This window comes from Chryseobacterium piscicola (assembly GCF_900156685.1).
Taxonomy (GTDB): Bacteria; Bacteroidota; Bacteroidia; order Flavobacteriales; family Weeksellaceae; genus Chryseobacterium; species Chryseobacterium piscicola.
On the sequence record NZ_FTOJ01000007.1, the window covers coordinates 151,342 to 176,472 of the forward strand.

The following is a 25,131-nucleotide window of genomic DNA, read 5'->3' on the forward strand; positions in this document are numbered from 1 at the left end:
TATCTATCCCGGTGAATTCTCATCGGGATTTATTATTTTATCATATTCGTTAAAATATGAAAGTTTTTCTAAAACCTAGTGAACTATATCTCAATACATTGAAAATATATAAAAAATATATAAATTTGATTATTAATATGTAATTTTGCATTCCTTATAATTTTCTTTATGAAAAAATTTCTACTTGGTATTTTTACATTTCTATGCTTATCTGTTAACGCTCAGCTTGATACAGACCATTGGTTTGCTCCAATGGTTGCTAGAGCTGGAACAGGAAATCTACAAAGTTTCTTATATCTATCCACTAATGAAACAACACCATTTTCTGTACAGATTTACAACAACAATACTGTTATTTCTACAGTACAGGTAAGCAAAAACAATCCTGCAGAGGTAGCAATACCCGAATCTTATATGTTTACCAGCAATAACGCTGACCTTTTTACTCCCAATTCAATGGGTTTATTTGTAAAAGGAAGTAAGAAATTTTTTGCAAATTTTCGCTTTTCGGTAACCAATCATGCGGAAATTATAACATCAAAAGGATTAGCTGGGCTAGGTACAAAATTTTATGCAGCGATTGTCCCTATTACCGGAACACAGTCTTTTGTGAATGCAATGATAGGTGTTACCGCAACAGAAGATAACACAACAGTAGTAATATCAGGGTACAATCCTAATGTACTTTTCAGTGACGGTAGCAGCAGCACATCCAAAACAGCCATTCTGAATAAAGGACAGTCTTATATTGTAGAAGCCATAAGCACAGATGCACAAGAAAACCTTACGGGTCTTGTAGGTGCTAAAATAGAATCCAACAAGCCTATATCGGTAACCAATGGAAACTTTAACGGAATTTACACCAACAACAACTTTTCAAACAACGACATCTTGATGGATCAGGCAGTTGCTGTTGATAAATTAGGAAAAGATTTTGCCGTAGTAAAAGGAAATGGAACAATAGGATCCGGAATGGAAACCGCTCTCATTATTGCCACTGAAAACAACACAACATTTACGATTAATGGTATTGCTTCTGGCGTCAACCTCAACGCAGGACAGTATTATATGGTTCCCTCTACTTCCTACACTAATCAAGGGAATGGCGTTTCTAATATGGGAATTACGGCTAACAAAAACATTTATTTGTATCAACTTCTTGCTGGTGCGAGCTCCGGATCTGAATATGCAACAGGAGGTCTTAATTTCATCCCTCCACTCAGCTGCTTTATGCCGAATAAAATTGACGAAATAGCTCAAATCAACAAAATTGGTAACGGAACCTACAATACAAAACTCAATATAATTACCCAAACAGGAGCAACTGTAACCATTAACGGGAGCGCAGTGGCAGCCGCAACGGGACCGTACCCAATTCCAGGAAACACCAATTGGGTAACTTATTCTATACCTAATGTAACAGGAAATATCACAGTAAATTCTACAAAATCCGTTACGGCTGGTATAGCTGCCGGAAGTGGCGCAGTTGGATACGGTGGATATTTCGCAGGATTTTCATCAGTTCCTGCAATTACCAAAACTGGAGACTGTTTTTTAGGAATTATTCTACAGGTTGATAACAGCTACGATTTGTACCAATGGTTTCTAAATGGTATAGCAATTTCTGGCGCTACCTCATACTCTATTAATCCAGAATTGTACGGAGCAGGCAATTACACATGCCAAATCACAAAAAACAACTGTGAAACAAAGTTAACTGCGGTTTATTCGTACACAATTTGCCCGCCAATACCTACTGCAACTTTTACCATTGGCAGCTGCAAGACTAAGCAGATTAACCCTGCGTTTACTGTATCTACACAAAGCATTATTCCTTCTAGCGTTACTATTGTACAAGTTCCCACTACAGGTACTGCATCGGTAAACGCCGCAACAGGTCAAATAACTTACACCCCGAATGCTGGGTTAACAGCTGATGCAAGCGACCTTTTTATTTACTCAGTTCAAGGCAACGGAAATCCTGCTGATATTGAATACTTTAAAGTAATCATTAACATCGATGTTGTACAAGTAACAAATACAACTTTATCTTCTTGTTCTAATGCGAACGGCACAGGAACTTTTAATTTAACAACCGCTGTTATCACAACGGATCTCGGAACCACTACTACTTACTATACAGATCCTGGGTTGAATACTTTAATTTCCAACGCAACGTCATATCTTTCTTTACCCTCTACTGTCTACGCTAATGTAACATCACAGTACGGATGTTCAAAAGTTGCACAGATTATATTAACTGTAAACACATCCCCTAACATCAATACCACAAATTTTAATGCTAATTTTTGTGATGATAATCTAGACGGTATCATTCCTGTAAATTTCACTACAGTTTCGCCACAAATTGTAACGAACTCTGCCAATTTTATTGTTAAGTATTATCTCACACAACTTGATGCTACGGCAGGAAACAACACCAACCTACCTACCAACTGGACCTACACTACAAACACCACCGTTTATGTAAGAGTAGAATCAACCAATGGGTGCCCGCCAGCTTTTGGCCAGATTAACTTTACGATAGGTGCAAAAATCCCGTTGTTAACCCAGGATTACAGCACATTGATTTGTGATACCAATTGGGACGGAACAGAAACCGTTAATTTAAATAATTTCAAAAATAATTTTAGCACAGACCCTGCTGTTTCTTTGGCTTTCTATAACACATTAGCCAATGCTCAAAACAACGTAAATGCCATAAACGCAAGTCAAACGATTGCCCCATCACAGATTTTCTATGTGAGATTTCAAAGTACAAGTGAGTGCCCAATTGTTGCAAAACTTACTGTAACTCTTGATCAAATCACTACAAGTAATGCTTCTTTGACTGCTTGTGCTACTACAAATGGAACAGCAATATTTAATTTGAATAACGCAAATATTACAACAACCGCCGGCACAACTGTAACCTTCTTTGCTGATGCAACACTTACCACACCAATTACCACCCCGGCAACCTACCCTTCGCTTGGGGGTACAGTTTATGCTAACGTAACCTCAGCATTCGGCTGCTCAAAAGTTGCCCAAATAACTTTGGTTGTTAACCCATTACCCAATATCAATACTACAAATTTTAATGGGGCACTTTGTGATGATAATTTAGATGGAGTTGTAAATGTTGACTTCTCTACCATTTCGCCTCAGATCGTTACCAACTCTGGAAGTTTTATTATTAAATATTATTTAACGGCGGCAGCGGCAACTGCAGGAGGAAATAATAACCTTGCTAATAACTGGACTTATACAGCCAACACGACAGTATATGTAAGAGTAGAATCTGCTAATGGATGCACACCCGCATTCGGACAAATTAATTTTACAATTGGAGGCAAAATCACTTTGCTTACAACAAATGTTATAACGCAAGTTTGCGACAGTGACTTAAGCGGATCAGAATCTATAAATTTAAATGATTATAAAAATTTATTTACCCCAAACCCTGCAGTTTCACTTACATTTCACCTTAGTTTAGCCAATGCACAAAGCGGAACCAATCCCATAAGTGGAGTTCAAAATATAACAGGCATATCTACTTTTTTTGTTCGCTTCACAAGTGCTACTGCATGCCCTAACGTAGCACAAATAAGCATATCTCTAAAGTCTGGTAAAAAATCTACTTTACTAAAAGATCAAATAGTTTGTCCGGGGCAAAGAACGATTTTAGATGCAGGAACGGGATTTACTTCTTATCTTTGGAATACAGGAGCTACCACACAGAGCATTAATGTAGGTGCCGGAAATTATTATGTAGACTTAAGTTTTAACGGATGCGTTTATAGACAAAATGTGATAGTCACTGATGCTACTCTACCAACAATTACAAGTATTGTAGTTACTGCAGGCACAGCAACAATTAATGTAAACGGAGGAACACCGCCATACCTATACTCAATCAATGGATTTGATTATCAAGCAAGCAATATTTTCACAGGTCTTACGAGAGGCCCATACAAGGCGTATGTAAAAAGTGCAGACGGTTGTGAACCTGTTGTAAAAGATTTTTTAATTATCAACCTTCTCAATGCAATTACTCCAAACGGAGATGGTCATAATGATGTGTTAGATTATACTGATTTAAATATTAAACAAAACGTAAGTATTGAAGTTGTGGACAGATATGGAACACCCGTTTACAGATCCACAAGTAACAATTACAAGTGGGATGGGAAAGTAGGAAACCGAAACCTTTCTACAGGAACCTATTGGTATATCATCAAATGGACTGAGCCAGACACAAAATTACCAGTTTCCTATTCTGGGTGGTTATTAATTAAAAATCGAGAGTAATCTTTAAATTTTTGTTAATATTTTTTAAGAATATCTTAATATTTTGTATTACTTTTGTAGAAATCCTAATTCCAACCACTATGAAAAGATTTCTACTAAGTTTTACTTTAGTGTTTCTGACGTTCAGCAACTTCTTTGCACAAAGAGATACAGATCATTGGATTGCACCCTATTACAATTCATCGAGTGCCTATATCAATAAACTATATTTATCTACAGATGCTTTAACCCCATTTGTAGTCACTATTTATAGTAACAACATTGCCATTGGAACTGTTAGCATTAGCAAAAACGATCCAAAAACCTTTGATGTAGATGCTGATCTTATTTCTGCAAATACTACTGGAGAAGCATTTACAACAGTTTCAAAAGGATTATATCTGAAAGGAGCCAACCCATTCTATTGTACATTGAGACTGGCACAAAGTGCACACGGAGAAATTGTTACAAGCAAAGGAAAAGCAGGAATTGGTAAAGAGTTTTATGTTGCAAGTACACCTTACAACGGCACATCATCCGGTTACAATTTTACAGCTGGTGTATTGGCCACAGAAAACAGTACAACTGTTACAGCTACTTGGCCAGGAACAGTAAATTTCTATGGTGGTACGCCAACTACGAATACCCACACTTTTACCTTAAACAAAGGGCAATCTTTTATTTTTGCAGGAAATGCTTCGGTTACTGCTCCATTTATGGGAGCCAAGATAACATCAGACAAGCCAATTACTTTAACCAACGGTAACAGCAATGGGAATTTTGGAAATGCACCATCAGGATCTGATGCTATTCTAGACCAATCTGTACCTGTAGAAAGACTTGGTAGTACTTTTGCGATGGTAAGAACAAAATCTACGACTGCAGATTTGGAAGGAGGTATTGTAATTGCTACAGAAGATAATACTCAAATATTTTTAAATGGCTCTACCGTAGCTACAGCCACAATCAACCAAGGACAGTGGTACAGAATTGCTGGTACCGCCTATCAACAGCAGGGAACAAGTGGACATTACAATATGCTGGTTTCTACTTCAAAAAACGTCTACCTATACCAACTGGTGGCCGTTGACGACAGTAATGCTACTTGTGGTTTTAATTATATACCACCGCTCAACTGTTTTTTGCCTAGAAAAATTGATGAAATTGGTTTCGTAAACCAAATGCCAAATATTTCTTCTACAGTTACTTTAAAATTAAATATTATTACCGAAGCGGGTGCTATAGTAACTGTAAATGGAGCTTCCCCTAGTGCAGCAGAAGGGCCTTTTCCGCTAACTGGTAACGCCAATTGGGTGACGTATGCCGTTCCTAATGTTTCAGGCAATCTTACGGTAATTTCAAACAAAGCAGTTACAGCCGGTATTAACGGTGGATATAGTACAGCTGGATATGGTGGTTACTTCGCGGGGTTTAATTCTGTTCCTGCTATTGCAAAGCAAACAGGTGACTGTATCCCTGGAATTATATTAGAAGTAAATGATGGATACGATACATATCAATGGTTTTTAAATAATGTTGCCATTCCTGGTGCCGTTTCAAATACATATACCCCACTTGTTGCAGGAAATTACACTGTAAAAGTTACAATGGGAACATGTACACCACTTACCACTGCTGTATATAAAGTATTTACATGTCTTCAAAATACCACACAATCAATTAACGTTTGTGCATCCAAAGTAATCATCCCTGCATTTACTTCGTCTACGCAAACGCCTGTTCCAAGTACTGTTACTATTATCACTCAGCCTTCGCACGGCATTGTAACGATTAACCCAAGTAACGGAACAATTACATATATTCCTACAACAGGATATTTGGGAGCAGATACATTCACCTATCAATTCTGTGGTAATGCACCAGAGTTTGTTGATTGTGAAAAAATTACATTAAATCTAAATGTCGTACCATTTATATTAACAGATAGAACAATTAAAACTTGTCAATACTCAGGAAACGGATTTTTTGATTTAACAACTGCTAATGTTACCAGTTACAGCCCAGTCGTTAAGAAATTTTATCCCACGCTGGCAGACCTTACTGCTGGCACAAACGAAATTACAAATCCTACGAACTATTTCTCTGGTGCAGGATTCGTTTATGTAAGAGTTACTACAAATGAAGGTTGTATTGGTACTGCAAAAATCACATTAGATTTCTATCCTGCTCCTGTAGTAAATGATGCTACTTTAACAGTATGTTTTATAGAAAACAATGAAACACAAGGAGACTTCAATCTTCCTAGTGCTGTAGTAAGCAATCAAACACCAATAACCAAAAAATTCTACCCTACATTTGTAGATGCAAGCAATGGAACTAATGAAATTGTAACCGCTTTAGACCATTACATTTCTGCAAATGCTATTGTTTACGTAAGAGTTTACAGTGATTTGGGTTGTTATGCAATTGCCAAGATTACTTTAAAGGTTACCCCACCAAAGAGATCACCTTTATTGGTAGATAAATTCATTTGTATTGATGCCAGAACAGGCTTAGACGCCGGCCCTGGTTACCAATCTTACTTATGGAGCACAGGTGCAACTACGCAAGCCGTAACAGGATTACCCGTTGGAGATTATTGGGTAATGTTAAAAGATAATGGATGTTCTGTAAAGCAATTTGTTAGTATTAAAAAAGCAATAACTCCTACCATTACTTCAATTGAAATTTCTAATAATACGGCAACGGTAATGGTAAGCGGAGGAACAGCTCCTTACAAATATGCAGTTGACGGAGTTACAATATGGCAAGACTCTAATGTATTCACAGGACTTTCTAGAGGACAACATACATTCTATGTAAAAGATGCTTATAACTGTACACCAGTTTCAGTGGAAATTACAGTTCCAAACCTCATCAATGCAATTACACCAAATGGAGACAACATAAATGATGTAATTGATTACAGCGAGCTGAAATACAAAGACAATCTTACTTTTGTAATTTATGATAGATATGGCAACAAGATCTTCAAAGGAGATAAGTTTAATGACTATAAATGGGACGGTAAGTTCTTTGAGAAAAAAGTAGTTACAGGAACCTATTGGTACCATATCAATTGGAATGAGCCAAACGCTCAAAAAACTCCAATAAAATATAGCGGTTGGATTTTAGTTAAAAACAGAGAATAATTATTATTATCATCAATAATTCAAAACCACAGTCATTATGGCTGTGGTTTTTTATTTTATTTAAGGATTTAATGTAAATTAATTATTAAATTTGTAGAAACCATAGTACCGATGAAGAAAATTTTATCTTTTTTTCTTTTAATCTTTATATATTCCGTTTCGCTTGCACAGCTCGACCGCGAACATTGGTTTGCTCCTATGGTTGATCGTACCGGAAATCCCAATCCTTACCAGACATTGTACCTTTCTACTAATAGAACTACACCATTTCAAGTAACAATATACAGTAACAACACCGTAATTGGAACCATAAACATTAGTAAAAACAATCCTCAAAAATTTGATGTTTTAAGAGATTATATCATTACCACACTTCAAACCGATCTTTTCACCACTACCACAAAAGGGTTGTATCTAAAAGCGGATTTTCCTTTTTATGCCAATTTAAGATTTTCTGTTTTTAATCATGGCGAAATTATTACATCAAAAGGAATACCTTCTACTGGATTAACATTTCATGCCGCCAATGCACCAATCAGTGTAAGCAACGGTATTCTCAATTTTATGACCAGCGTCTTGGCAACAGAAGACAACACAACCGTTACTATTTCTGGTTACAAAAATACTGTTCAGTTTTCTAATGGCACTACCGGACTTACCAATCCTACACTAAGTTTTACTTTAAATAAAGGCCAATCTTATATACTCGACGGAAACGGAACTATTGCAGGAAATTGGGACGGTTTTATCGGTGCCAAAATACAAGCCAACAAGCCAGTGAACGTTACCAACGGAAATTTCAACGGTCAATACGCAGGAAATATTCCTTTAAGTTCAGACATTTTAATGGATCAGTCTGTTCCTGTAAACCGTTTAGGAAGTGAGTTTGCTCTTGTAAAAGGAAACGGAAGCATTGGCTCAAATATGGAAGGAGCATTGGTAATAGCCACGGAAAATAATACTCAAATTTATGTAAATGCTGAAGGTTTGCCACTAGCAACTCTCAATATAGGGCAGTATTTTGTAGTTCCAAGTACAAAATATATCTTGCAGGGTTCGGGGCATTATAATTTATATTTAAAAACAACCAAAAACGCCTACGTTTATCAAATGTTGGCAGGAAACTCCTCAACAACAGATGAGGTTGCCACTGGAGGTCTAAATTTTATTCCGGCGTTGAACTGCTATCTTCCAAAGCAAATTAATGAACTAGGTTTCATCAATGAAAACTTTGTTCATACCAATGTAAATCCTTCAGGCATTCTAAATATTCCTACAAAATTAAACTTAGTGACAGAAAGAGATGCGGTGGTAACTGTAAATGGACTTCAACCGCCAGCAGGAACAGGCCCATTTACGATGACCGGAACTAGCAATTGGGTCACCTATGGAATACCCAATGTAACAGGCAACATTACTGTTGTATCTACAAAAGCAATTACAGCAGGAATCACTGCAGGAAGTGATGCGGTAGGTTATGGTGGTTTTTTCGCGGGTTTTCCCACACAACCTGTCATTCTAAAAACAGGAACTTGTATCCCAGGCGTTGTGCTTACCGTAGACCCTATCATCTATGATACTTACCAATGGTATAGAAATGGAGCTATAATACCTGGTGCAACAGGAACTTCCTATACTCCTATACAATCAGGAAACTACACTGTTTCGGTAACTATGGGAAGCTGTGCACCTCTCGTTTCTTTGCCAATAGCAATACAGAATTGTACTAAACTGACTAGCGAAAGCCATGACATTTGTTCAACAAAAACATTTACACCTGCATTTTCCAACTCTACACAAACCCCTGTTCCTTCTACAGTAACTATCACAAGTGCACCAACATTAGGTACAGCAACCGTAAATGCCACAACAGGAGTAATTACATATACAGTTACTTCACCAGGAACTGCAGGAATTGACACTTTTTCTTATACTTTCTGCGGAAATGACGCCAACTTTCCGGATTGCGAAACGGTTACTGTTAGCATCAACATACCAGCTTTTGCTTTTACGAATGCTACTTTAAATGCGTGTAAAATAAATGGACAAGGCACTTATAATCTTACGCAAGCCAATATAAGCACCAGCAGTAATATAACGATTAACTATTTTACCAATTTTGCTGATGCGCAAAATGAAAACTTATCTGCTCAGATTACCGGAACTACTGCTTATACAGCCAACAATGGCACAATTGTTTACGCTTTAATTAAAAATACAACGGGTTGTAAAGGAATAGCACAAATTACACTCAACCTATTTCCGGAGATTGAATTTACTCAATATGCAGGCATATTTTGTGATGACAATCTAGATGGAGTAATCGATGTTGTTCTTGCCAACATTACTCCTTTTGTTCTAATAAATTCTGGTTATTTCGTTAACAATGTAAGGTATTACGCCAGTATTAGCGACGCCAACATGGGCAATAATAATACACTTCCAAATAACTGGAGCTATACAACGACGACGACAATTTATGTAAGAGTAGATTCTCCTGATGGATGCCCTTATGCTGTAAAAAGTATTGTATTTTCATTTGGTAATAAAGTTCCTCTTTCTACTACTTCTCTCATAACGAGTTTTTGTGATGACGATACAGACGGTGTAAAAATAGTGAATCTAAACAATTTTGTCTCCCAATTTACTACAGATCCTGGAGTAACTGTAACGTTTCACGGAAGCCAAGCGAATGCTAATAATAAAGTGAATGCACTAAACAATCCAATTAATCTTACAGGTACACAAACGTTCTACCTAAGATTTGAAAAGATTGGACTTTGCCCTGCTGTAGCCAATTTAACCATTACTATTAAAATTCCGAAAAAATCTGATGTTTTAATCAATCAATTTATCTGTCCGAAAACTACCACTACATTAGATGCGGGCACCGGCTTCACTTCTTACAATTGGAGTACAGGAGCAACCACACAAACCATAAGCAATGTGCCTGCTGGAAATTATTGGGTAGACCTTACTTTTGATGGCTGTACATACAGACAGTTTGTAACCGTAACAGAAGCTCCAAGCCCAATTTTCTCTTCTATAGATATCAACGGAACTACTGTTACGATAGGCGTAAGCGGCGGAACTCCAGCTTATGAATATTCTTTAGATGGTTTCAATTGGCAAGCCTCAAACATTTTCAATAACGTACCTACAGGCAACAACATTATCTATGTAAGAGATTCTAAAAAATGTGAAATTATAAAACAACCTTTTGTTATCATCAATCTCATCAATACAATTACTCCAAATGATGACGGGTTGAATGATGTGATAGATTATTCTGCATTGATGACTAAAGATAATCTCGAATTTAGAATTTTTGACAGGTATGGTGCAGAGCAATTTCGTGGTACACCCCAAAATAAATTTACTTGGGATGGCATGATGAAAGGAAGACACGTTTCTACAGCTACCTATTGGTATTTTATTTCTTGGACTGAAAATAAAATAATCAATGTAAAATATACAAGCTGGCTTCTTGTAAAAAATCGCAACAATAGCCTTTGGGACAAGTAAATCTTTTTTAATAACAATAATTAACAAATTGAGAAGAAGTTTAATATAACTTTAACCCGTTTTTGCAATTTAAAAAACAAAAAACAAATATAATGTTGTGTAATTTTGCAACATCATATGAAGAAGCTTATTACTCTTTTGTTTTTGGGTTTTATCGCTCAAATCAATGCACAACTCTATTCTGGCCAAGTATTCCTGAGAGACAATTCTCAAATGTATCTTAACCAAGTGTATGTTACCAATCTCAAGACAATGAAAACTGTTCTTGCCAATTACAATGGTAATTTTCAGCTCGATGCAGACCAAGGAGACATCATAAGATTCACAAGTATTGTTACCGAAAGAAAAGACATAAAAATTACTCAAAATATGCTCTCAGGAAACAATCTTGTTGAGCTTGTTATTGCATATTACGATATACAAGAAGTGGTTATCAACCGATTTCGCCCAACAGGAAATCTTAGATTTGATGTGAACTCTATTCGAAAAGAAGACAAAGCTTATGCACTGAAAAAGGTCATTGGTCTTCCTGAGCCAAAAGGCGACGGCTCTTCTCCTGTACTTCCGGTAGCTGGTTTCAGAGATGGCGGACTTACCTTTAGCATAGAAAGTATTTTTGATGTTCTTTCCGGAGAGAGAAAGAAAAAACAGCGGTATGTGGCGTATGAAAGAATGAATTCTTCGATATCGCAAATTAAGAATGTATTGGGTACAGATTATTTTACAAGACTTAAAATCCCAGAAAGCTTGATTGATAATTTCCTGCAATTTGTTTATACTTCAGAAAACATAGAAGTTTATGTGCAAACTGGAAATTTTGATGCCGTAAAAATGCCCGTCGAAAAGTATCTACCAATCTATCAGAGAAGACTTAAAAACTCTAATTTACAAGATATCGTTAAAAATTAAAAAAAAGACATAATCTAAATTTTAACATTCTTAAATTTTAGAAATCAAAACAACTAAAACTGATGAAACTTTAAATCAAAACTAAAAACCAATGTAACAGAATATTGATAAAAAATTTAAGATTAGAAACGTCCTAAATTATCACAAACCTGCTACTTTTAAAACAATTATTTTTGACAAAAATTTGAAGAAATAAATCATACAATACATGAAAAAAATTATAATTTTTCTTTTAACATTATCCTTTGCAGGATTTTCGGCCCAAAAAAAAGGAAAAGACTACAGCAATATTCTGAAAAGTAAAAGCATATACGAAATCAATGCATTTCTGCGTGATGCACATCCAGATGACCCCAAAAGAGTGATCTTAAAACCACGGTTAATGGATATGATGAAAGAATACATAAGAAGTGCTGCAGACCCAAACGATAAGCGTGTAAAAGAAATTCAGGAAGACTTGGCAATACTCAAAAGAAAACCTTCCACAAAAATAAGTTTTGACGAATTCAACCAAAAGATTAAAGATAAACAGATTGCAAAATATCGTGCAATTTTGGCTACCAATAAAGTACCCGTAAATTACACCAAAAGCAACCGCCAAAACGTTTACGTAAATGCTACCCCAACCAATGCAAAATCCCCAGTAATTGCAGATACTGAAGCAGATGAATTTAATATGCTAATGGGAGTAAGCTCTACTGAGCATAAAGATAAAACTGTAAAAATCTTAAACTCATTATTTGATAATGATCCGAATTCAAAGGATGCTATTGTAATGATAGAAAATAAATCAGACTGCAACATTATTGTAAGAATTGAGGGCATAGGAACTACAAAATACAGACTTGCTGTTCCTGCTCACGACGATAATTCTGTAGTGGTTGCAAAAGGAAACTATCTCTTCACAAGTATCGTTTGTGGAGCTCAATATGCATCACAAAAAACAATTCAAAAACCAATCATGGTAGCTTTGGGAAGTTCAAAATAAATATTTTAAATTCTTAATATCAACCAAAAGAGACTCTTGCTATGTCTTTTTTTGTACTTTTGCACCTTTGAAAATGAATATGGGCAAAAATAAGTTAGCAAGATTTGCAGAAAACAAGATACTTCCAAATGTAGTACAACCAACGAGAGAAGAGGCTCTGAACAGCTTTCCCTTAAAAGGAAACTGGAATAAAGATTTCTTTAAAAATGAAAATCCTATTGTACTAGAGCTAGGTTGTGGAAAAGGAGAATATACTGTAGGCTTGGCTAAAACTTTTACCGACAAAAATTTCATTGGAATTGATATTAAAGGAGCGAGATTTTGGTTTGGTGCCAAAGAAGCCGTAGATAACGGAATGGGGAACGTTGGTTTCCTAAGAAGTCAAATTGAGTTGGTAGATCATTATTTTGCAGAAAATGAAGTGGATGAAATTTGGATTACCTTCCCAGACCCACAGATAAAATACCGACGTACCAAACATAGACTCACCCACCCAGATTTCCTAGAGCGTTACAAAAAATTCTTGAAGCCTGGAGGAATTATCCACCTGAAAACAGATTCGGAGTTTTTGCATGGCTATACCTTAGGGTACCTTCAAGGTGCAGGCCACGAGATCATCAGTGCACATCACGATATATACGGAGCTGCAGAGTTTGATCCAAATACACCTCATTTAAGAGACATTAAAACCTATTATGAGGAATTGTTTTCTGCAAAAGGCAAAACAATTACCTACATAAAATTTAGAATAAAATAAAACACACAAAACTGATGAAGAAAAACTTATTCCCCCTACTTTTCTTCAGTCTCCTTATTTTTTCTTGTACTGCAAACGAGCATGCGGCAAACATTCTTAACAGTACAAATATTAGTGAGATTGAAGAATATATTTCAAAAGCTCATCCCGAAGATCCTAAAAAAAAGATTCTGAAGCAACGCGTTATTGCTTTGAAAAATGCAGAATGGACTAAAGGAAGGAAAGATGCAAAACCAATGGCAGCAAGGCCCATCATTCTCGAAATGCCTTCAAAATCTGCTTTCCGGAAAAACCCAGCTGAATCTGAAGCGCTGTTTAAAAAACTCTTAGCAGAAACACCCGAGAGACATAAGGAAAAAACCACGAAACTTCTCAACGCCATTTTCAATCAAGATATTAATAGTAATGAAGCTATATTGTTGCTAAAAAACAATTCAGATTGCAACATGATTTTAGAAATTTCTGGTAAAAGATTCTACAATCTCGCCGTTCCTGCAAAAAGTGAAAATTCTATAGTGCTTGAAAAGGATAACTATACATTGTCTGGCAGTTTATGTGATGTATCTTATAAAAGTGAGAAAAACTTTAATAAAAGCATTGTTATCATTCTCGGTAATCCCGAAAATGTAATAAATAAAGAGGTCACAAAAGACATCAATCCTATAGTAAACGACAAAAAGAAAACTACAAAAAAAGTTTTACCAAAGAAAAAAAATAAGTAAAATTTTCAATCTTTCAGAACGCTTATTACAAAAGGGTTTACACTCCTGTTTTTTGTCATTTAAACATGATAATTAAATTTTTTTTAATTTAAATTTAATAAAATCATACATTTGACTAAAAATACACACAACCATGCCCAGCCTTAGTCCCAAAACCAACATCTTAGGATTTTCTAATGCGTACCATCTTTTGAGACGTACCACCTACAATGTAACAAAAGAAAAAATTGTAGAATTTTCAACAAAAACTCCTCTGGAAGCGATAACAACGTTGTTCACATTCACGGCTCCAAATCCGCCATCTCCTTTAAATAACGTGGGCGAAACCATTGTTCCTACGGCCTCAAATCCTATTATTACAGACACTCAAGCTACTGTAAACAGTGTGAGGAATGATCTTTACTGGTGGTTATACAGCGCAATGAGAGACTCTTCAGCTCAACATAAAATTGCTTTTTTTCTGCACCTCCTCTTTGTAACAGATGACGACACATCTTTCTGGACAAATTATGATTATAAAGAACTTCTGAGATTTCACGTTAATGGAAGTTTAAAAGATTTGGCTGTAAGAATAACACAAAATCCGAGAATGTTGATTTATTTAAATAATAATGTCAATCAAAACACAAGCCCGAACCAAAACTATGCAAGGGAATTTCTGGAACTATTTACGATTTTAAAAGGACCACAAATTGCCACAGGAAATTACACCAATTATACAGAAACAGATGTACAGCAGGCTGCAAGAGTACTAACCGGATTTTCCCTTACCTCAACTATCCATTTAGACAAAACAGCAAGGCTTACCTCCCTAGATCCTATTACCAACCTCCCAAAAGGTGAAGTAAAAGTGAATAAACATGACACCGGAAGCAAAACCTTTACAGGAGCTTTTGGAGGTCAAATCATAGCAGGAGGAACTAATGAAACAACCATAAAAGATGAGCTTCAGAATTTCATTAATATGATTTTCAATCAGGATGAGACAGCAAAAGCCTACTGCCGTAAAATATATCGCTATTTTGTGGGAAGAGAGATTACTCCAGAAATAGAAACAGGAATTATAGCTCCCCTTGCAATTGCCTTGAAAGCAGATAATTACAATATTTTACCCACACTTACAACATTGTTGAAAAGCAAACATTTCTATGACGAAGAAGAGGCCATCATTGGAGATAAAATCATCGGAAGTTTGGTAAGAAATCCTGTTGAGCTTTATCTCCATATGTTTTCATTATTAAACCTACAAATGCCATCTTACTCTGCAAATCCATCTGCTATACACAGTATGATGAATGTGGTAAATACATATTCCACCAATGCAGGAATGCCGATTTTCAGTCCACAATCGGTTAATGGATATTCTGGATATTCAAGCAGCCCAAATTATGATAAAAACTGGATTACGACATCATCGCTTAGGATAAGATACACCAATACAATCGACTATTTAATTAATGGTCTTACGTATAATGGATTTAATTTTAAATTAAACAATGCCGCTTTCGTAAAAGACAGTGGTTATTTTTCAAACCCAGGGAATGCAGACATTCTGGTAACAGAGTTTCTGCAAATGATGTTTGTAGAAGTACCTGATGGCGAACGATATATCTATTTCAAAACTATTTTCTTGAACAATCTAAGCAGTATAAATTGGCTTAATGAATGGAATAATTACATTAATACGGGAATTGCAACGAACGTAAAAATCCCAATCGACAGACTTGTGAAAGCAATTATTAAATCCCCAGAATTCCAAATAATTTAAGATTATGAACAGAAAAGATTTTTTAAAATTAGTTTCTCTCGCAGGCGTAGGAACTCCTTTTTATCTTAACGGAATGCCTTCAAGGTTCATGAATCAGTTTTTGGATTTACAATTGAATTGTGATGCAGTAAACGACCGGGTTTTGGTCATCTTAAGACTTGCCGGAGCCAACGATGGTTTAAATACCGTAATTCCGATAAGCCAATACGGTACCTATGCTGCTTTAAGACCGAGTATTAAAATTAATAATACAGGAACAGGAAGCTATATTCCTTTAGACAGTACGGTTTCTTCAGGAAAACTGGTTGGTTTAAACCCTTCTATGACAGGCTTTAAAGACCTTTATGATTCCGGAAAACTATTGTTGATGAATGGTGTGGGTTATCCAAATCCAAATTATTCTCATTTCAGATCAGAGAATTTGATGTTTTCAGGAAAAGACGGTTCTACAAGTTCCGATCTTCTTGACGGAATTTTTGGAAAATATCTGGGAGCATTGTATCCTGGTCTTGCCGGAAATCCCACTACTTTAAGTCCGGATCCGCTGGCGATACAGATGGGAAATCTTAATCCTTGTTTGTTTTATGAGCATACAACAGAGAAAAACATTGAATACAATCTTACAGGTTTTCAAAATTCAATGTTTGCTAATTTAAACTTATTAAATTCCGAATATCAAGATCTTTTAACTTACATAAGAGGTGTGGCAACAAGTATGGACACTTACTACAATCGTGTAATGTCAGTTTTCAACACAGGCGTGAATTCTTCCACAACCTATCCAAATTCTTCTTTAGGCAAACAGCTAAAAACTGTTGCAAGAATGATTCAGGGCGGAAGTAAGACAAAAATTTTCCAAGTGAACATCAGTGGATTTGATACTCATGTAAGCCAAGTACAAGCCGGAAGTACACATTTGGGAACACATGCCAATCTTTTAGGTGATATCGCCAACTCTGTGGCGGCATTTCAGGCAGATATTCAGCAATTAGGATTTGCTGATAAAGTAATGACCGTTACCTTCAGTGAATTTGGAAGACAGGTAAGAGAAAATGCGAGTACAGGAACAGATCACGGTGACCTTGCACCATTTTTCGTTATCGGAAACGGCGCGGCGGCAGGAATTTTGGGTGACCATCCCATTTTCACGAATACAACAAGCTATTATTACAATCAAAACCAAAGAAGATACGACTACCGACAAATCTTTGCATCACTCCTGCAAGACTGGCTGGGTGCAAGCACAAGTTTAATGGTAACTTCAGAGCTGGATTATTATGTAACGGGGACTCAAAAAGTAAATATTATTAAAGATACCCAAAAAGCAGATGCTGTCTGTGCAACTCTGGCAACCAATGAAATAAAATCCGAAAACGGGGTTAAAGTTTATCCAATTCCTGCAAATCAGTTTGTGTATGTAGATTTTGAAAAAGGAAGGCAAACCGATGTAAGCTATCAGATTTTAGATAGGAGCGGAAGAATTATCATTCAAAAATCGGAACACGTGGTTTCAAACCGTTTGGAGATTAATGTATCGTCAATCCCTGAAGGAACTTATATGCTGAGAGTAAAAAGCAGTTCTGATGAGCTGACCAAAAAGATTATTATTTCGCATTAAAAACGTTGTAAAATAGATTATTTTTTAGCTTTAAATCTTTATTCAATTCAATGAAGAAAATATTTACGGTATTTATTTTAGTTTTAATGGTAGGATGTGAAAAAAGGCATTCTGTACAGAAAACAGTAAGGACAAATCCTTCAAGACCAACCTCACCTGTTGTCATAAAGCAGACTGAAACAGAATTTGAGCAACTCATAAAGACCTACAAACCTGAAACTGCAAAAGTTTTGGAAGACCTACTGAATGGTGCGGATGGAAATCCTAATACATCCATCAGTGTGGAAAACAAATCGGTCTGTAATATGGTTTTAACGGTAAGTGGACCAAATTTTTTCAAAAAAATTCCTATTCCGGCAGGTAAGATAGGAAGTACTATGGTTCCGAAAAATCAAAAATACAATCTTTCTGGAATGGTTTGTAATGCGTTGTATCAGAAGACCAAGCTTGTGAGTTCATCATATTCTATCACGATTTCGAACTGAGTATAATATTTTTTTCAAAAAACAGATTTTGTTGAAAAAGACATTTTAAATTGAAATTTAGCCAATAAAAAAAACCGCAAATTAAAAATCTGCGGTTTTAATATTTTAAAGATAATCTTCAATTATTCAGCGTCGAAGTCTGCATCTTTATCAGCAGAAACTACTTCACCTTCTTCTTTAGATTTTTCTTTATCAGCTTTTCTCTGAGTTTGACCTTCTTTGATAGATTCTGAAACTACGCTCAAGATCATATCGATAGATTTAGAAGCATCATCGTTTCCTGGGATAACGAAGTCTACTTTTCTTGGGTCAGAGTTTGTATCAACAATACCGAAAACTGGAATACCTAATTTCTTAGCTTCAGTTACAGCGATATGTTCTCTCATGATATCTACAACGAAGATTGCAGAAGGAAGACGCACCATGTCTGAGATAGAACCTAAGTTTTTCTCTAAGTTAGCTCTTTGTCTGTCTACCTGTAATCTTTCTTTTTTAGATAAAGTTTCGAACGTACCGTCTTTTTTCATTTTGTCGATATGGTTCATTTTCTTTACCGCCTTTCTGATAGTAACAAAATTTGTCAACATACCACCCGGCCATCTTTCAGTAATATAAGGCATATTAAGTTCAGCAGCGTGCTTAGCAACCACCTCTTTCGCTTGCTTCTTAGTAGCTACGAAAAGAACTTTTTTACCTGCAGAAGTTAATTTTTCTAAAGCGCTGCACGCTTCATCCAATTTAACAGCTGTTTTATGTAAGTCTACAATGTGAATACCGTTTTTCTCCATAAAAATGTACGGAGCCATATTTGGATTCCACTTTCTGGTCATGTGACCGAAGTGTACGCCAGCCTCTAGAAGGTCTTTTACATTTGCTTTTGCCATGTTTTTGTTTTTTGTTAGTTTACTTTCCGCTTTTTAAACAATCAACGCATTCTTTAGATGGGAGAAGCGTTTGGATGCTAAACGTAACGGGCAATTTTTGCTTTGGGCTTTAGGCAGTAAGCTTTAAGCTTTCAAGCAGATAAAAAAATTTAATAAGTTTTTCAAAAAGCTTATTGCATATTGCTTTAAGCTTATAGCAATTCTTAACGTTTTGAGAATTGGAATCTCTTTCTTGCTTTTTTCTGACCTGGTTTCTTTCTTTCCACCATTCTTGCGTCTCTTGTAAGTAAACCAGCTGGCTTTAAAGCTAATCTGAATTCAGCATTGATTTCGCATAGAGCTCTTGAAATACCTAATCTGATAGCTTCTGCCTGACCTGTATTACCACCACCGAAAACATTTACGGTAACGTCATACTGACCAACAGTTTCAGAAAGGATGAACGGCTGGTTTAGTTTATAAACCATCACGTCTGTAGAGAAATAAGTTGCAGCCTCTTTACCGTTTACTGTAATAACACCAGAACCTGGTTTTACATAAACTCTAGCTACAGAAGTTTTTCTTCTTCCGATTTTGTGAACTATAGACATAATTAATTATTTAAATTCGTTAACATTAATTGTTTTTGGCTGTTGAGCTTCATGCTTATGCTCAGTTCCTTCATATAAATAAAGGTTTTTAAGCAATGCAGATCCTAATCTGTTTTTTGGAAGCATACCTTTTACAGATTTTTCCAATACTTTTAAAGAATCTTTCTTCTGAAGTTCAAGAGCTGTCATAGACTTCTGACCACCAGGATAACCTGTATGCCAGATGTAAGTCTTATCGTTCCACTTATTTCCTGAAAGGGTAACTTTACCAGCATTCAAAACAATAACATTATCACCACAATCTACGTGAGGTGTAAAGTTTGTTTTGTGCTTACCTCTCAAAATCTTTGCAACCGTAGAAGCTAGTCTTCCTAACGGCTGTCCTTCAGCGTCTACTACAACCCATTCTTTATTTGCAGTAGCTTTGTTCGCTGAAACAGTTTTGTAACTTAATGTATTCACACGTTTTAGTTAAAGATTAAACATAATTTTCCCCGTAAGGGTGCGCAAAGGTACATAAATTTTCTTTAGCATAAAAATAATATTCAAAATGTATAAAAAATATCTTTTGTATTCAGAATCAAAACTTTACTTCCGCAAAGATTTGCTCTTTCTGAAACTGGCTATCATATAGTAGGCAACAAACACTGTAGAGAATTTTAAAATTGACGGAATTGCCAACTCAAGATTAAACAACAATGTTCCAATTGCAACCAACAGTACCATAGCAAGAAAAGAGAAACTCATTTTTTTAATTAAAGTAATTTCTGATGTATCAAGATAATATGCCAAACCCCATGCAAAACCGAAAGCAGTAGCATAATACACCTGCAAAACGGGATGAGAACTGTCTACAAATAAATAATTAATTACAAAACTAACTATTGTTCCTAATGCAAAATATAATAATGCTTTTTTCATATAATATATAATAGTGCAAAATTAAAGTTTTTTTTAAAGATTAAATTTTAAACCAAACAATCTGAACTGTTATCAATCAAATATCAATCTTTAAGTGAATCTTTAATTTGAAAAACACAAACAAATAACTGAAAATCAAATAAATATAGTTTTTAAACTAATTTTTATTAAATTGTTATATTTGAAACTTAGAAATTTTCTACAATCAATATGGAAACCCAAAAATATACACCTACAAACAAAGTAAGAATTGTAACCGCAGCTTCGTTATTCGACGGGCACGATGCGGCCATCAATATTATGCGTCGTGTCATTCAGGGAACAGGATGCGAAGTCATCCACCTTGGTCACGACAAATCTGCTGAAGAAGTTGTAAACACAGCCATTCAGGAAGATGCCAATGCAATTGCACTGACTTCTTATCAAGGCGGTCACAACGAATATTTTAAATATATCTATGACCTTTTAAGAGAGAAAAACTCTCCGCAAATCAAAATTTTTGGCGGCGGTGGCGGTGTAATCCTGCCTGAAGAAATCGAAGATATTATGTCTTACGGAATAGACAGAATCTATTCTCCAGACGACGGCCGTGAACTTGGTCTTCAGGGAATGATCGACGATTTGGTAAAAAGATCAGACTTCGCAACAGGAAAAGAGATAACTGTAGAAGATTTAGATTCAATAAGTTTCGACAATTCTACAAGTATTGCTAAAATCATTTCTGCTGTTGAAAACTTCTCCGAAGAAAAACCAGAATTGGTAAAAGCCATTGACGAAAAATCAAAAGACTTAAACATCCCGATTATCGGTATCACAGGCACAGGTGGAGCCGGAAAATCTTCTTTAACAGACGAATTGGTAAGACGTTTCCTGCGTTCCAATACCGATAAAAAAATTGCGATCATCTCTATTGACCCTTCAAAAAAGAAAACCGGAGGAGCTTTGTTGGGAGATAGAATTCGTATGAATGCGATCAATGATCCAAGAGTTTATATGCGTTCTATGGCAACAAGAGAAAACAACGTTTCTGTTTCTCCATTCATTCATTCCGCATTAAATGTATTGAAATTGGCTCATCCAGATGTGATTATTTTGGAAACTTCAGGTATTGGTCAATCCGGGTCAGAGGTTTCAGATTTTGCGGATGTTTCTATGTACGTAATGACTCCTGAATACGGAGCTTCCACGCAATTGGAAAAAATTGATATGTTGGATTACGCAGATTTGGTTGCTTTAAATAAATCTGACAAAAGAGGTGCTTTAGATGCCCTTCAAGCCGTTAGAAAGCAGTTCCAGAGAAATCATTTGTTGTGGGAAAGTCCGTTAGACGACATGCCGGTTTATGCAACAAAAGCATCTCAATTCAACGATCACGGAACCACTGATTTATACAATAGATTAATTGAAAAAGTAAATGATAAGTTTTCTGATTTAAACTTGCAAGGCTTTGTAGAACAGGAGGTTTCTGAAGACATCACGATTATTCCTCCAAAAAGAGTTCGTTATTTATCCGAAATTGTTGAAAATAATAGAATTTACGACGCTAATGTTGAAAAACAAGCTGAATTAGCAAGAAAAATGTATCACATTGAGGGAGTAAAAAAATTCCTTTCAAATGAAACTTTAGACACTGAATATCAAAAAGCAGAAAAAGATCTTCAACAGGAAAATATCGATTTCCTGAACAATTGGGATGATACGAAACAAGCTTTCAAAGCTGAGTTTTACTCGTATTTCGTGCGTGGAAAAGAAATCAAGGTGGAAACCTCCACAGAATCTTTATCTCACTTAAAAATTCCAAAAATTTCTCTTCCTAAATATACCGATTGGGGAGACTTGATCAAATGGAAAGGTCAGGAAAATCTTCCTGGAGGATTCCCGTACACAGCAGGAATTTATCCTTTCAAAAGAACAGGAGAAGACCCAACGAGAATGTTTGCCGGAGAAGGCGGACCAGAAAGAACCAACAGAAGATTCCATTACGTTTCTGCGGAAATGGATGCAAAACGTTTGTCAACAGCGTTTGATTCTGTGACTTTGTACGGACAAGACCCTGCTCTACCACCAGATATTTATGGTAAAATTGGAAATGCGGGAGTTTCTATCGCCACTTTGGATGATGCTAAAAAACTGTATTCCGGATTTGATTTGGTGAATGCGATGACTTCGGTTTCAATGACGATCAACGGACCGGCGCCGATGTTGTTGGCTTTCTTTATGAATGCTGCCATCGACCAAAATGTTGAGAAATATATTGCAGAACATAAACTTGAAGCCAACGTTGAAAAAGCTCTAAAAGCAAAATTTGACGATAAAGGTTTAGAAAGACCCAAATATAACGGAGAATTACCTCCATCCAACAACGGTTTAGGCTTAAAATTATTAGGTTTAACGGGAGATGAAGTGATTCCTGCGGAAGCGTATGCTGAAATTAAAGCTAAAACCATCGCAACCGTTCGTGGTACCGTTCAGGCTGATATTTTGAAAGAAGATCAGGCTCAGAATACTTGTATTTTCTCTACTGAATTTGCCTTGAGATTAATGGGTGACGTTCAGGAGTATTTTATTACAGAAAAAGTAAGAAATTTCTACTCGGTTTCTATTTCTGGTTATCACATTGCAGAAGCGGGCGCCAATCCGGTTTCTCAGTTGGCATTTACATTAGCAAACGGTTTCACGTATGTAGAATATTATTTGTCGCGAGGAATGGACATCAATGATTTTGCTCCCAACTTATCTTTCTTCTTCTCCAACGGTATCGACCCTGAATATTCAGTAATCGGACGTGTGGCAAGAAGAGTTTGGGCAAAAGCAATGAAACTGAAATACGGCGCAGACGAAAGAAGCCAGATGTTGAAATACCACATTCAAACTTCAGGACGTTCTCTTCACGCTCAGGAAATTGATTTCAATGACATCAGAACAACGTTGCAGGCACTTTACGCAATTTATGACAACTGTAATTCTTTGCACACGAACGCTTACGATGAGGCAATTACAACGCCAACTGAGCAATCTGTAAGAAGAGCAATGGCAATTCAATTGATTATCAATAAGGAACTAGGCTTAGCTAAAAATGAAAATCCGCTGCAGGGTTCATTTATTATTGAAGAACTGACAGATCTAGTTGAAGAAGCGGTGTATGCAGAATTTGACAGAATCACCGAAAGAGGTGGCGTTTTGGGTGCAATGGAAACAATGTACCAACGCTCTAAAATTCAGGAAGAATCTATGCATTACGAGTGGTTGAAGCACACCGGAGAATATCCAATCATCGGGGTAAATACTTTCCTTGGAAAAGACGGTTCACCAACGGTTCGTCCGGGAGAAGTCATCCGTTCTACAGAGGAAGAAAAACAGGTTCAGATTGAAACCCTTCATAATTTCCAGAAATCAAATGAAGATAAATCCGAAGCTGCTCTGAAAACGTTACAACACGCTGCCATCAATCAACAGAATTTATTCAATGTAATGATGGATGCCGTGAAATATTGTTCGCTTGGGCAGATTACCAACGCTTTGTTTGAAGTGGGTGGTAAGTACAGAAGGAATATGTAAGTACGTATCTGGACGGGCAGTTTTTCACTACTAACTGTCTTAAAAAATTATAAATTAAACCCTCAAATAGTTTCTTTGAGGGTTTTGTATTTTCAATAAAATTTTTTCTTAAAAATTAATTTTCACTCAACAAAACAATATTAAGAGACGCATCAGAGATATTAGCAACAGCTCCATCTGAATATATGTAAAGTCTTAACTGATCATTTTTATTAAAATAAGCAATCCTGTTATAAAGCATAGTCCACCTGTTCCCGTTATTGGTCTGCCAAACACCATCTGGTATGTCTGAATTCGTAGTATTCACAGCCTGAAATAGGTTCCGTATAGGACTTCCATCTACCAACCTTACGCTCGATTTTATAATATAAGTTCCTGAAGTTGGAACAGTGTAAGTATTATTTGTAGTATTCCAAACCCCGCCACCAATATTTTTTGTCACATTTGGCAAAGGTACGGTGTTAAAAGCAGTAGCGGCAACAGATGCAGAAGCAGTAGAACCATTCCCATTTCCCAATGATGCTGTAAAAACCACTGAACCTGATCTTGAAACAACGGGTTGCCAAATTGCACCATCAAAGTAGTAATAACCAATTGTTGTAACTTTTACCGTTGAAGCTACGGTAGAGCCTGCAATATTCGTTACATAGAGTAAAGCGCCTGTGTGATTGGCATCATACCCTGTTTTTAGATTCAATTGCGCCAAAGTAATTCTAGGAGCACGCATACCGTCTATCGTAGAAGGAGTTGCAGCAACACCATTAACGTCTAAAGTCATTAATGGATTATTAGAATTTATCCCAACATATTGAGCATTTGCATAGCCCACTATTAAAATAAATAGTAGTATTAATCTTTTTTTCATTATAAAAAATTACCAACTGCAAAGATATGAATTATTGAAATACAACAACATAAAGAGTTATAAACTATTTATTTATCTAAAAAAACTAAGATTGTAACC

At 36.1% G+C, this 25,131-nt stretch carries 16 protein-coding genes; 11 read left to right on the forward strand and 5 right to left on the reverse strand.

Translation table 11 applies throughout. From position 1 onward, the window contains the following. Window positions 1-168: 168 nt before the first annotated feature. The 10 genes from BW939_RS11650 (at window position 169) to BW939_RS11695 (ending at window position 18,214) form a co-directional block, all read left to right on the forward strand. Window positions 169-4,311 (forward strand): T9SS type B sorting domain-containing protein, encoded by a 4,143-nt coding sequence (locus BW939_RS11650; RefSeq protein ID WP_076452190.1) that lies wholly within the window; start codon window positions 169-171, stop codon window positions 4,309-4,311. A gap of 80 nt (window positions 4,312-4,391) precedes the next feature. After that, entirely contained in the window at window positions 4,392-7,442 is a 3,051-nt protein-coding gene (locus tag BW939_RS11655) for a T9SS type B sorting domain-containing protein (RefSeq protein ID WP_076452191.1), read from the forward strand. Window positions 7,443-7,553: 111 nt separating this feature from the next. Next, window positions 7,554-10,967: a T9SS type B sorting domain-containing protein gene (locus tag BW939_RS11660; RefSeq protein ID WP_076452192.1), complete on the forward strand. Its 3,414-nt coding sequence runs from the start codon at window positions 7,554-7,556 to the stop codon at window positions 10,965-10,967. A 117-nt stretch (window positions 10,968-11,084) separates the two neighbouring features. Next, entirely contained in the window at window positions 11,085-11,876 is a 792-nt protein-coding gene (locus BW939_RS11665; RefSeq protein WP_076452193.1) for a hypothetical protein, read from the forward strand. A gap of 208 nt (window positions 11,877-12,084) precedes the next feature. After that, entirely contained in the window at window positions 12,085-12,864 is a 780-nt protein-coding gene (locus tag BW939_RS11670) for a DUF6759 domain-containing protein (protein ID WP_076452194.1), read from the forward strand. A 79-nt stretch (window positions 12,865-12,943) separates the two neighbouring features. Continuing rightward, a complete protein-coding gene (gene trmB, locus BW939_RS11675) occupies window positions 12,944-13,621 on the forward strand; it encodes a tRNA (guanosine(46)-N7)-methyltransferase TrmB (protein WP_076452195.1) in 678 nt (225 codons plus the stop codon). 14 nt (window positions 13,622-13,635) lie between these two features. Continuing rightward, complete coding sequence (locus BW939_RS11680; protein ID WP_185115897.1) at window positions 13,636-14,343, forward strand: DUF6759 domain-containing protein; 708 nt, start codon at window positions 13,636-13,638, stop codon at window positions 14,341-14,343. A gap of 133 nt (window positions 14,344-14,476) precedes the next feature. Next, window positions 14,477-16,111: a DUF1800 family protein gene (locus BW939_RS11685; protein WP_076452197.1), complete on the forward strand. Its 1,635-nt coding sequence runs from the start codon at window positions 14,477-14,479 to the stop codon at window positions 16,109-16,111. A gap of 4 nt (window positions 16,112-16,115) precedes the next feature. Beyond that, entirely contained in the window at window positions 16,116-17,729 is a 1,614-nt protein-coding gene (locus tag BW939_RS11690; protein ID WP_076452198.1) for a DUF1501 domain-containing protein, read from the forward strand. A 50-nt stretch (window positions 17,730-17,779) separates the two neighbouring features. Then, window positions 17,780-18,214, forward strand: coding sequence for a DUF6759 domain-containing protein (locus tag BW939_RS11695; protein WP_076452199.1), 435 nt, complete (start codon window positions 17,780-17,782; stop codon window positions 18,212-18,214). A 122-nt stretch (window positions 18,215-18,336) separates the two neighbouring features. Here BW939_RS11695 and rpsB read toward each other — a convergent pair whose 3' ends face one another. The 4 genes from rpsB to BW939_RS11715 all read right to left on the reverse strand — a co-directional run bounded on the left by rpsB (window position 18,337) and on the right by BW939_RS11715 (window position 20,609). Further along, window positions 18,337-19,098 carry a 30S ribosomal protein S2 gene (gene rpsB, locus BW939_RS11700; RefSeq protein ID WP_076452200.1) on the reverse strand — a complete coding sequence of 254 codons (762 nt, stop codon included), beginning with the start codon at window positions 19,096-19,098 and terminating at the stop codon, window positions 18,337-18,339. 203 nt (window positions 19,099-19,301) lie between these two features. Further along, window positions 19,302-19,688: a 30S ribosomal protein S9 gene (gene rpsI / locus BW939_RS11705; RefSeq protein WP_066674806.1), complete on the reverse strand. Its 387-nt coding sequence runs from the start codon at window positions 19,686-19,688 to the stop codon at window positions 19,302-19,304. A 6-nt stretch (window positions 19,689-19,694) separates the two neighbouring features. Continuing rightward, entirely contained in the window at window positions 19,695-20,150 is a 456-nt protein-coding gene (gene rplM, locus BW939_RS11710) for a 50S ribosomal protein L13 (protein WP_047397369.1), read from the reverse strand. Window positions 20,151-20,276: 126 nt separating this feature from the next. Further along, a complete protein-coding gene (locus tag BW939_RS11715) occupies window positions 20,277-20,609 on the reverse strand; it encodes a hypothetical protein (protein WP_076452201.1) in 333 nt (110 codons plus the stop codon). Window positions 20,610-20,819: 210 nt separating this feature from the next. Here BW939_RS11715 and BW939_RS11720 point away from each other — a divergent pair, with 210 nt between their 5' ends. Further along, on the forward strand, window positions 20,820-24,167 hold the full coding sequence (locus BW939_RS11720) for a methylmalonyl-CoA mutase family protein (RefSeq protein WP_076452202.1): 3,348 nt from the start codon (window positions 20,820-20,822) through the stop codon (window positions 24,165-24,167). 115 nt (window positions 24,168-24,282) lie between these two features. Here the strand turns inward: BW939_RS11720 and BW939_RS11725 are convergent, their stop codons facing one another. Then, window positions 24,283-25,032, reverse strand: coding sequence for a hypothetical protein (locus BW939_RS11725; protein ID WP_076452203.1), 750 nt, complete (start codon window positions 25,030-25,032; stop codon window positions 24,283-24,285). Between the last annotated feature and the right edge of the window lie 99 nt (window positions 25,033-25,131).

Coding starts and splice junctions, on each gene's coding strand:
- BW939_RS11650 (WP_076452190.1), top strand. CDS start 169: ATGAAAAAATTTCTACTTGGTATTTTTACATTTCTATGCTTATCTGTT.
- BW939_RS11655 (WP_076452191.1), top strand. CDS start 4,392: ATGAAAAGATTTCTACTAAGTTTTACTTTAGTGTTTCTGACGTTCAGC.
- BW939_RS11660 (WP_076452192.1), top strand. CDS start 7,554: ATGAAGAAAATTTTATCTTTTTTTCTTTTAATCTTTATATATTCCGTT.
- BW939_RS11665 (WP_076452193.1), top strand. CDS start 11,085: ATGAAGAAGCTTATTACTCTTTTGTTTTTGGGTTTTATCGCTCAAATC.
- BW939_RS11670 (WP_076452194.1), top strand. CDS start 12,085: ATGAAAAAAATTATAATTTTTCTTTTAACATTATCCTTTGCAGGATTT.
- trmB (WP_076452195.1), top strand. CDS start 12,944: ATGGGCAAAAATAAGTTAGCAAGATTTGCAGAAAACAAGATACTTCCA.
- BW939_RS11680 (WP_185115897.1), top strand. CDS start 13,636: ATGAAGAAAAACTTATTCCCCCTACTTTTCTTCAGTCTCCTTATTTTT.
- BW939_RS11685 (WP_076452197.1), top strand. CDS start 14,477: ATGCCCAGCCTTAGTCCCAAAACCAACATCTTAGGATTTTCTAATGCG.
- BW939_RS11690 (WP_076452198.1), top strand. CDS start 16,116: ATGAACAGAAAAGATTTTTTAAAATTAGTTTCTCTCGCAGGCGTAGGA.
- BW939_RS11695 (WP_076452199.1), top strand. CDS start 17,780: ATGAAGAAAATATTTACGGTATTTATTTTAGTTTTAATGGTAGGATGT.
- rpsB (WP_076452200.1), bottom strand. CDS start 19,098: ATGGCAAAAGCAAATGTAAAAGACCTTCTAGAGGCTGGCGTACACTTC.
- rpsI (WP_066674806.1), bottom strand. CDS start 19,688: ATGTCTATAGTTCACAAAATCGGAAGAAGAAAAACTTCTGTAGCTAGA.
- BW939_RS11715 (WP_076452201.1), bottom strand. CDS start 20,609: ATGAAAAAAGCATTATTATATTTTGCATTAGGAACAATAGTTAGTTTT.
- BW939_RS11720 (WP_076452202.1), top strand. CDS start 20,820: ATGGAAACCCAAAAATATACACCTACAAACAAAGTAAGAATTGTAACC.
- BW939_RS11725 (WP_076452203.1), bottom strand. CDS start 25,032: ATGAAAAAAAGATTAATACTACTATTTATTTTAATAGTGGGCTATGCA.